This is a genomic window from Microcoleus sp. SVA1B4 (assembly GCF_036700545.1).
Classification (GTDB): Bacteria; Cyanobacteriota; Cyanobacteriia; order Cyanobacteriales; family Microcoleaceae; genus Microcoleus.
In genome coordinates this window covers 93,099-102,556 of sequence record NZ_JAUBPB010000018.1, presented here as the reverse complement: position 1 = coordinate 102,556, position 9,458 = coordinate 93,099, and the positions used below count along the sequence as shown (strand labels likewise).

Here is a 9,458-nt window from a genome sequence, read left to right as displayed (position 1 = left end):
TTTTCAATAACAGGCAGGATGCCTGTTCCACAAGAGAATTGATTGTGTGTGGAACAGGCCGGAAAGCCTGTTGCTAATTTTCAATAACAGGCAGGATGCCTGTTCCACAAGAGAATTGATTGTGTGTGGAACAGGCCGGAAAGCCTGTTGCTAACTTTCAATAACAGGCAGGAGGCCTGTTCCACAAGAAGACTTATTATTTGTGGAACAGGCATCTTGCCTGTTGCTAATTTTCAATAACAGGCAGGAGGCCTGTTCCACAAGAAGACTTATTATTTGTGGAACAGGCATCTTGCCTGTTCCTAACTTTCAATAACAGGCAAGATGCCTGTTCCACAAGAAGACTTATTATTTGTGGAACAGGCATCTTGCCTGTTGCTAATTTTCAATAACAGGCAGGATGCCTGTTCCACAAGAAAATGGATTATTTGTGGAACAGGCATCTTGCCTGTTCCTAACTATTCGGCAACTACAAACTGTTACCTGCTAGCGCCGGACGAGACTCTTTTTTGCGAAATTGCAAAGAGTTATTTTCACAGTCGATCGCAATTGTATCACCCTCCACAAACGCATTTTCCAGAATCTTGTTAGCCAGCGGGTTTTCCAACTCCCGCTGGATAGCGCGTTTCAAGGGACGAGCGCCGTAAACCGGGTCGTAACCGACATCTGTGATATGGTTTTTCGCCGCATCCGACAGTTCCAAAGTGATTTTTTGCTCGGCCAACAAACGCTCGATCCGCTTCACTTGGATACTGACAATTTGCCGCAGTTCGACCTTGCTCAAAGTGTGGAACAAAATTGTCTCGTCCACCCGCTGAAGAAATTCCGGCCGGAAGTGCGATCGCAGCGCTGTCATCACCCGTTTTAACATCTGTTCGTACTCTTGGTCTGTCTCCCGTTCTTGAGTCAATAAATTTTCATTTTCGCTCTTGTTTTCAGTCTTGTTTTCACTCTTAGTTACAGTATCAACATCAACTCGCTGGGCCGACACCTCAACAGTACCATCGGCCGCCACTTTATAATCTGTCTTTTGACTTGACAAATCTTTCGTTTCCTGCTTCCGACTAGCAGGTTTTTTGACGGTTTTTTCCTTCTTAGTAAACACGTCTAAAATGTGGTCGCTGCCGATATTGCTGGTCATCACAATTACGGTATTTTTAAAGTCAACCACTCGACCTTGAGAATCGGTAATTCTGCCGTCATCCAACACTTGCAACAAAATGTTAAATATATCGGGGTGCGCCTTTTCAACTTCGTCAAACAGCACTACCGAATAAGGATGTCTCCGCACTGCTTCGGAAAGTTGTCCCCCTTCATCGTAACCGACATATCCGGGAGGAGCTCCTACCAACCGGGAAACGTTTTGCTTCTCCATGTATTCCGACATATCGATGCGGATCATCGCATCATCGCTGTCAAACAAAAACTCCGCCAACGCCCGCGCTAACTCAGTTTTACCGACGCCTGTGGGGCCCATAAACAAGAAAGAGCCGATCGGCCTCCCCGGATCTTTCATACCCGCCCTAGCGCGCCGAATTGCCGCCGCCACGGCTGTTACAGCTTCCTCTTGACCGATGACTTTTTGGTGCAAGTGTTTTTCCAATTGCAGCAATTTTTGGCGTTCTGATTCCAACAATCGGTTAACCGGAATGCCCGTCCATTTGGCGACAATTTCCGCAATATCGCCCTCAGTAACTTTTTCCCGCAGCAGGGAAGAACCTTGAGCTTGCTGTTTCAAAAGTTCCGCTTCTTTCGCTTCGCGATCGCGCACAGCAGTTTCCAATTTCCCATACTTTAACTGTGCGGCTTTATTCAAATCGTAAGCCCTTTCTGCTTGTTCGATTTGCACTCGCAATTGGTCTTCTTCTGCTTTCAATTTATTGATTGCATCCAACAACTGCTTTTCGCCCAACCACTGAGAGGACAATTTTTCCTGCTTGACTTTTAAGATGTCAATCTCCGATGTGATGCGTTCGACGCGGAAGCCGAGCCCAGGGGCGAGAGCACCTTTTCCTTCGCCTTCGATCGACAATTTTTCCATTTCCAACTGCATCACCCTGCGGTCAATGCCTTCCAATTCCACAGGTTTAGAGGTAATCTCCATTTTCAAGTGGGCGGCCGCTTCATCTACCAGGTCGATCGCCTTATCCGGCAAAAAGCGATCGGAAATATAGCGAAAAGACAAAGTTGCAGCAGCTACCAGGGCCGAATCAGTAATTTTTACCCCGTGGTGGCGTTCGTAACGGTCTTTCAATCCGCGCAAAATCGAAACAGTATCTTCCACGCTGGGTTCGCCGACAAATACTTGTTGAAAGCGGCGTTCCAAGGCAGGATCTTTTTCAATATTCTTGCGGAATTCGTCGAGAGTTGTTGCGCCGATGCAGCGCAATTCGCCTCTCGCCAACATGGGTTTTAACAAATTTCCCGCATCCATTCCCGAACCGGAACTGCCACCGCCGCCAGTGCCAACAACGGTGTGCAATTCGTCAATAAATAAGACAATTTGCCCGTCAGAATCGATGACTTCCCGCAATACAGACCGCAATCGTTCTTCAAATTCGCCCCGGAATTTTGCCCCAGCAATTAAACTGCCCATGTCGAGGCTAAATAGCTGGCGATTTTTCAAAGATTCCGGTACGTCGCCGTTGACAATTCGCTGGGCTAAACCTTCGGCGATCGCAGTTTTTCCGACTCCGGGATCGCCAATTAACACCGGATTGTTTTTTTGGCGGCGGGAAAGAACTTGTACCACGCGGCGGATTTCCTCGTCGCGGCCGATTACTGGGTCGAGTTTGCCGGCTTTGGCGGCTTCTGTCAAATCGCGGCCGTACTTGCTGAGGGCGTCGGAGTTAGCTTCGCCATCTTGATCTTGGGCTTTAGCGTTGCTGCGGCTGCCTTTCCCGGTTTCGGAATTTTTTTCTTGGGCTTTAGCAGTGGCGCGGAAAGATTTGATGGCTTCTTCGAGTTTTGGTCGATCGAGTGTACCTGCTGGGGGTTTGCGATCGTAACCGGGGCGACCAGGCGGGCCGTCGCCTTTTGTCAGCAACCTGCGGCCGACTCGTTCGTCTTCTACTAAGCCAATTAATAAATGTTCAACGGCGATAAAATTATCTTGCCAAGTCGCCCTGGTGGCCTCGGCAACATCTAACATCACTTCTAAGCCGCGACCGAGGTATAGTTGGTCAGCGTTAGCCACTCTGGGCTGTCGTTTGGCAAAAGCATCTAACTGCTGGGCCAAGCGGGTGGCATCTACCCCAGCCAAGCTGAGAATGGTGTTTGCTAAGCCAAGCTGTTCGAGAAGGGCGATGGCTAAATGTTCAACCTCTAGCTGCTGATTGGCAAAGCGGCGGGCTACATCCTGGGATTTGACAATGGCTTCCCAGGCTTGATCTGTAAATTTGCTAGGGTCTGTTGGCTGCACGTTGGTTCCTCGCAATCAAGGGGATTCCTGTTGTTATCAGTTAATACATCGTCTCATAACCATCATAATCTTTAAACAGGATTATGAATTTATGAGTGCGGTTAACTAAGGCGGAAGTTGTGAAATAATTGACAAGATTGAAAAAGCTTACAGTCCGTAATCCACCCCGAAATTTGCTGCGGTGAGACTCACATCTTGCGCGATTCTCCAGAACGGGCAAGATGCCCGTTCCACAAAAGATAAATTTTCTTGTGGAACAGGCATCTTGCCTGTTCATAAAAGGCTAACTGACAATGGTGCAACATATGAGTTCAGACCGACTAGGGCGATTTCCTTCGGGATAGGTTCGCTGGCCGTACTTATAAAAATATTGCCAGAAACAAGATTTTTTATCGGCTGAGATTTATGCTATTTCCCACTTACCAATTTTTAGTATTTTTCCTAGTTATTTTTAGCCTGATCGTCTCTGTGAAACCCCAAGTCGATTTGTATAAAATTGTCTTGTTAGTTTCCAGTTTATTATTTTATTCCTTTTGGAGTTTTGACTTTCTCTTGCTCCTGATTTTCTCTACAGTCTACAATTATATCATTCTCCGGGTGCTCTGCAAGAGTAAATATAAAAAATTTGCTTTAATCTCCGGTCTAATTTTCAACATTGGCTATCTCGGCATCTTTAAATATTACAACTTCTTTGTAACTTCCTTATTTGAGGTACTGAATCAGCTACAAATTCCCGCCGACTTTCCAGTTTTGCAAATAATCGCCCCCGTCGGCGTGTCTTTCTACACTTTTAGAATAATTTCCCATTTAATCGACTGCTACCAGCAAAAAATCCCTTGTCCGAATTTTGTAGACTATGCCGCCTACATTACCTATTTTCCGCAAATTGCCTCCGGGCCAATCTCGCGAGCTCGCGAATTTTACTGGCAGCTAAATTCACCGGAAAAATACGACTATAAAATTGAAGAAGTTATAGTTTTGATTTTGTCTGGACTCTTCAAAAAATATACTTTATCGAGCTTTTTGTTTAACTTCACTGACTTGCCATTCAAAGTCCCGCAGCAGTACAGCAGCATCGATTTAATCCTCGCGGCAATTTCCTATTCCTGTTTGATTTACGTAGATTTCAGCGGCTACTCGGATTTAGCCAACGGCATCTCCTGTTTGCTGGGTTTCAAACCCATTGCCAATTTTAATATGCCATACCGATCGCTCAGCCTGCAAGAATTTTGGAAAAGGTGGCACATCAGTCTTTCCGAGTGGCTGAGGGATTACGTTTACTTTCCCTTTGGCGGCAACAAATACGGCAAGTTGAGGAAGTACGTAAATCTACTGATGACAATGGCGATCGGTGGATTGTGGCACGGCGCAGGTTTAAACTTTATTTTCTGGGGAGCAATTCACGGTTTAGGATTAATTGTCAACCATTTATGTAAAGATATCCCCCAAGCTATCCACTTTAAATTAGACTATGCCTTTCCCAGATTTGCTAAATTTTGCAGTTGGTTGTTAACATTTACTTTTGTTACTTGTAGCTGGGTATTTTTTGGCACTCCCAACTGGGAAACTGCGGTGAGCTTTTTTGAAGGAATTATCCATCCTGTCGTCGCAACTTTTCAATTTAACTTCTGGCAATTGTATTTAGTAATTGCAGTCATTGGCGCGCTCAACTTGTGGGGCGATCGCATCTCCCAACTATTGCAAACCGTATTGTCATTAAAAAACATTTTCTTCCGGGTTGTCTTAGTTTCGCTGCTCGTCTATACTATCTTGATGTTGGGGCCGAGTACCGTTCCGCCTTTTATTTACTTTAATTTCTAAGACATATGAAAGACCGGGAAATTTTGCTGATTGTTACTTCTGTAATTCTCACTTTAATCTTTTCAAACTTATCATTATTTCTCAAAAGCTTTGCTTCAACTCCTTTCGCAAGTCCAGAAATTAAACAAGCCGCGCGCCAGATAAAAATAGACGGTTTCCGAAAATCCGAACAAGATTTTTGGAGCAAAATTAAAGATATCAACTTCGATAACCTCCCCAAAGAATCAGAACTTCCTCCTGTCCAAACCGAAACAAAAACTGCCGTTCAACCCCCTAAGCCTGCCACTGCTAAAAAACCAACTCAAGGGAAAAAAACAACCCCAGCTAAACCCAAACTGACCATACCTTATCGCAGATTTTTATTTATTGGAGATTCCGTAATGTTCGACTTAGGAATTCAACTCCAGTACACTCTTAAGAAAAAATACAATATCGCCGATACCAAAATAGACTACAAGGTCTCGACTGGATTAAATCGGATAGATTATTATGACTGGTATGCCAGAACTAGACAAAATCTTAATAATTACCAGCCGGATGTAGTGATAGTTTTGTTTGGAGCCAATGACCGTCAAAATATTATAGATTCTCAAGGAAAAGCCCGGGCTGTTATGAGCAAAGAATGGCAAAAAACTTATCAAGAAAGAGTTGAAAAATATGCCAATTTACTGGATTCGTCATCCGTGAGAAAAGTGTATTGGGTCGGTCAATCGATGCCCAACAAATCTTCCTATCTCAAAGCTTTTCCCATCATGAACAATATTTATAAGACTGCCAGTAAATCTTCATCAAAAATCGAATTTATTTCTACTTGGGAGACATTTGGACAAGGCGGAAAATTTGTTCCAGTAGTTGCTAATAAATCGGGTAAGCGAGGCTATGTAAAAAATAATGACGGCTTGCACTTTACCTCCCACGGAGCTCAAATTATCAGCGACTTAATCGTTGACAAAATGGTGAGCGACAAAATCTTAAAAGCTCCGACCAAGAAATGACGAGAGTAGGTTGGTTTTTGTGACTCAACTCAACCAAATTTTTTGACATTTCACCGATTAATGCAAGATAATATATTTAGTTTGGGACGCACATTGGTCTCGATCAACTAGGTTTATAGGGAAAATCTAGGATTGAGTTATAATAAATTTACTCATGAAACCGGGTTTATAACTCCCTATGCGTCCAGGACTAATATTGACAAAAAGCCACAGTAAATGTAATGCTGAATTCAGCATCCAACAACGGCCTCCATATCTAGCAATTGTCATGGCGACAAATTATGACGAGCAATATGTGGAAACTCGATCGCACTAACATCCCTGAGTCAATGGGGTGCAGTGGCACAGCGCTAATCTTCACTCTCACTAAATATACTCAACCTTGGCAAAGAATAAACCTAGTTGAAAAAATCCTGCAACAGTGCGGCATCGAGCCTTTTGCTGAAGTTTTGGGCGTACCCAACAGCGGAATATTCAGAGAAAATATACCGGAATCCGTCAGAAAACCGCATCCGAATTTGCTGTTTCGCGCTTTGGCAATTCAAGCATTGGGGAAGGTGCGAGAGGGGCTGATATCAAGTGAGAGAACGGCTAGAGCAAGTAATTTTAACAAAAATCTGCTGGCGGCGTTAGAACAGGAAGCACGAGGGGGCTCGACTCCTTTAATTCGGTGGTCTGCTGCTGTTAGTATTAAGTCAATGTGGTTGGATGAAGTAGGCCAACAACAAGGCAAGGAAGGTGCTGTCAATTCCACAATCAATGCAGGGGAAATTGAGCGGCTGGTTGTAGAAGAGCAAATTCAACTATTAGCAAGCAACAAATTTGCTTTGGACGACAGCAGCAGAAATGACAGCGGTAAGGAATATGAGAATTGTCTCGATTTTTGGGTGTACGGCCCTAGCTGGCTGCTGCCGAGCCTGCCAATGGATTGCGAGGAATATCTGTTTTGGATCGATCGAGTATTTGCTGCGATCGCACTTAGGGGCCCGTACAAATTGAAGGCCGACAACGATGCAGCGGTAACAAACTTTTTGGAAGTTGCGGAAAAGAATTTTAATGACTTAGAATTCTCCCAAATAATTGCCAAAATTTTTGATTTCCTGCACCACCCGGAAGCGAAAGTCAAAAATCTAGCTGCCATTATTTTAGCACCCTACAAAGACAAGCTGGAGCAAAAATCGGCGCAGATTCTGACAGCGATCCTATATAAATTTCAGGTAAAATATAAGCCTTTACAATCCCTGACTCTTCCCGAAATTGAGGAGTACAAAGCGTCACTGTATTTCGGTAAAATGGAAATTGACGACTTGTATTGTGAGGCTTTGGCGCTGTGCGGCGAGCGGGATGTCGAACTCGCAAGTTTCTTGTCAGCTAAACAGAGGGAATACCAAAATACTGTAGATGAGCAGATCAACAATCTCAGCAAGTTAGTTAAGTCGATCGTAGATTGCCAGAGCTTGTTAGATGCAAATAGGGAACTTTTGTATTTGACTATAGAGCGGCTGCAAAAATGGGATTACACCCTAGGTCATAAACTGTCTGTGCACCGCAATAAACTCCAAAATCTCAGTTTTGACAAAAGCACATCCGAGCAGTGCATAAACCTCGACAACGAGCTAAATTCTCTCAGAGATTCTTTGCAATATACTTTGTATGAAGTCACATCCAAAATTAACAGCCTAATTAGAGATTTAGAACTTTCTGTGTCTAAAAATCACAAGACTGCAACAGATATCTTTAAATGGACATGGGTATTGTTCGGGGTGTGGTTTTCAGTAGGGCTGCTCTTGTATTTATCGGATTCAGTGATTAACTCGCTGTTTACCGTCAGCTACACAAGCGAATTTCTAGTTTGTTGGAATATTTTATTTAGTGTAATGCTGGTATTTTTGTTAGTATTAGCTATATTTTTTTCGGCGATCGCTGCTTTAGACAAGCGCCGAGAATCTAAATTAATTCCTAAATTTGATAGCTTAAGCCAAATAGGGAGCAGTTTTTCTGTCTTGTGGCAAAAAATATATTTGCAGCAGTTTGTACCGTCGGTGCGATCGCATTAAAAGTGTTAAAAACCCCCTAAATCCCCTCAGTAGGGTGCGTCAGAGAAAGAGTTTCAACTTAACTCAAAAAAATTGTTTCTGACGCACCCTACCAGGACTAGAGGACGAACTCTAAGATGCGGTTGTTGCTGCTACTTTCTGGGTGTTGCTACCTTGATTTTCCAGTTGAATTAATTCAACTTTATATCCATCTGGGTCTTGCACAAAAGCGATGACTGTTGAACCGTGCTTCATCGGGCCGGGTTCCCGACTAACTTTACCGCCACGAGCTTTGATTTCTTCGCAAGTACCGTAAATGTCGTCAACGCCGATCGCAATATGACCGTAAGCATCCCCTAAATTGTACTGTTCGACGCCCCAGTTGTATGTTAATTCCAAAACTGTAGTGTCGGATTCATCGCCGTAGCCCACAAAAGCCAGAGTAAATTTACCGTCTGGATAGTCCTTTTGCCGCAGCAATTTCATGCCCAGAACCTCAGTGTAAAATTTGAGGGACTCTTCCAGGTTGCCGACTCGGAGCATCGTGTGTAGTAGTTGCATTTAGCTCACTCCAAATTTTTTAAGCTTTAATCTATTTTAGCGATTTATTGCTGAAAAAACTCGCGCCTCAACCGTCGCAATTGCCGCAGGTTGACAACTGTCTATTTGATTTAGCTTTGTACTTCCACCACACCCCGAAACATATTCATGCCGCAAGTAAATAGGTATCGTCCAGGTTTTTGAGGGGTGAATTCAACAGCCGTTACCTGATTTAGAGGCAATTCTCGCACAATGTGAAAATCTGGTAACAACACTTTTTCAAGACAACTGTTGGGGTCGCGCCTCAAGAAATTGAGCCTGACTAATTGACCTGCTTTCACAACTACAGTGGCAGGATCATAACCCCCGTCTACAGTAATATTCAACTCTTGTATACCCTGAATAGATTCAGCTTGCTGCCCTTTAGATTTACTGAACAAAAACCACCACAATTCTAAACCTATTAATGTCAAACCACCTATTGTGACGCCAACTTTTAAACCTAGTGGCTGTTCAATGCTGCGGAATTGAGTCGTTGAAGTAGAATGCTGGACGGACATTTCTGAAGCTTGAACTCCCGATGCAATTCCTATCACAAGTCCTAAACTCGCGAGACTTCCCCAAATTTGACTAGGCTGTAACATT

Annotated in this window: 6 protein-coding genes; 3 read left to right on the top strand and 3 right to left on the bottom strand. The window is 43.8% G+C overall.

All coding sequences use genetic code 11. The annotated features are described in order from the left end of the window. Window positions 1-469 precede the first annotated feature (469 nt). On the bottom strand, window positions 470-3,421 hold the full coding sequence (locus QT987_RS11445; protein WP_333239883.1) for an AAA family ATPase: 2,952 nt from the start codon (window positions 3,419-3,421) through the stop codon (window positions 470-472). 405 nt (window positions 3,422-3,826) lie between these two features. Between QT987_RS11445 and QT987_RS11440 the strand changes: the two genes are divergently transcribed. The 3 genes from QT987_RS11440 to QT987_RS11430 all read left to right on the top strand — a co-directional run bounded on the left by QT987_RS11440 (window position 3,827) and on the right by QT987_RS11430 (window position 8,294). Then, window positions 3,827-5,242 (top strand): MBOAT family O-acyltransferase, encoded by a 1,416-nt coding sequence (locus tag QT987_RS11440; RefSeq protein WP_333239881.1) that lies wholly within the window; start codon window positions 3,827-3,829, stop codon window positions 5,240-5,242. A 5-nt stretch (window positions 5,243-5,247) separates the two neighbouring features. Next, window positions 5,248-6,237 carry a DUF459 domain-containing protein gene (locus QT987_RS11435; protein WP_333239880.1) on the top strand — a complete coding sequence of 330 codons (990 nt, stop codon included), beginning with the start codon at window positions 5,248-5,250 and terminating at the stop codon, window positions 6,235-6,237. Window positions 6,238-6,518: 281 nt separating this feature from the next. Continuing rightward, complete coding sequence (locus QT987_RS11430) at window positions 6,519-8,294, top strand: hypothetical protein (RefSeq protein WP_333239878.1); 1,776 nt, start codon at window positions 6,519-6,521, stop codon at window positions 8,292-8,294. 111 nt (window positions 8,295-8,405) lie between these two features. Here QT987_RS11430 and gloA read toward each other — a convergent pair whose 3' ends face one another. Next, entirely contained in the window at window positions 8,406-8,834 is a 429-nt protein-coding gene (gene gloA / locus QT987_RS11425) for a lactoylglutathione lyase (RefSeq protein ID WP_333239876.1), read from the bottom strand. Between the two features lie 110 nt (window positions 8,835-8,944). After that, complete coding sequence (locus QT987_RS11420) at window positions 8,945-9,457, bottom strand: cupredoxin domain-containing protein (protein WP_333239874.1); 513 nt, start codon at window positions 9,455-9,457, stop codon at window positions 8,945-8,947. Window position 9,458: the final 1 nt, after the last annotated feature.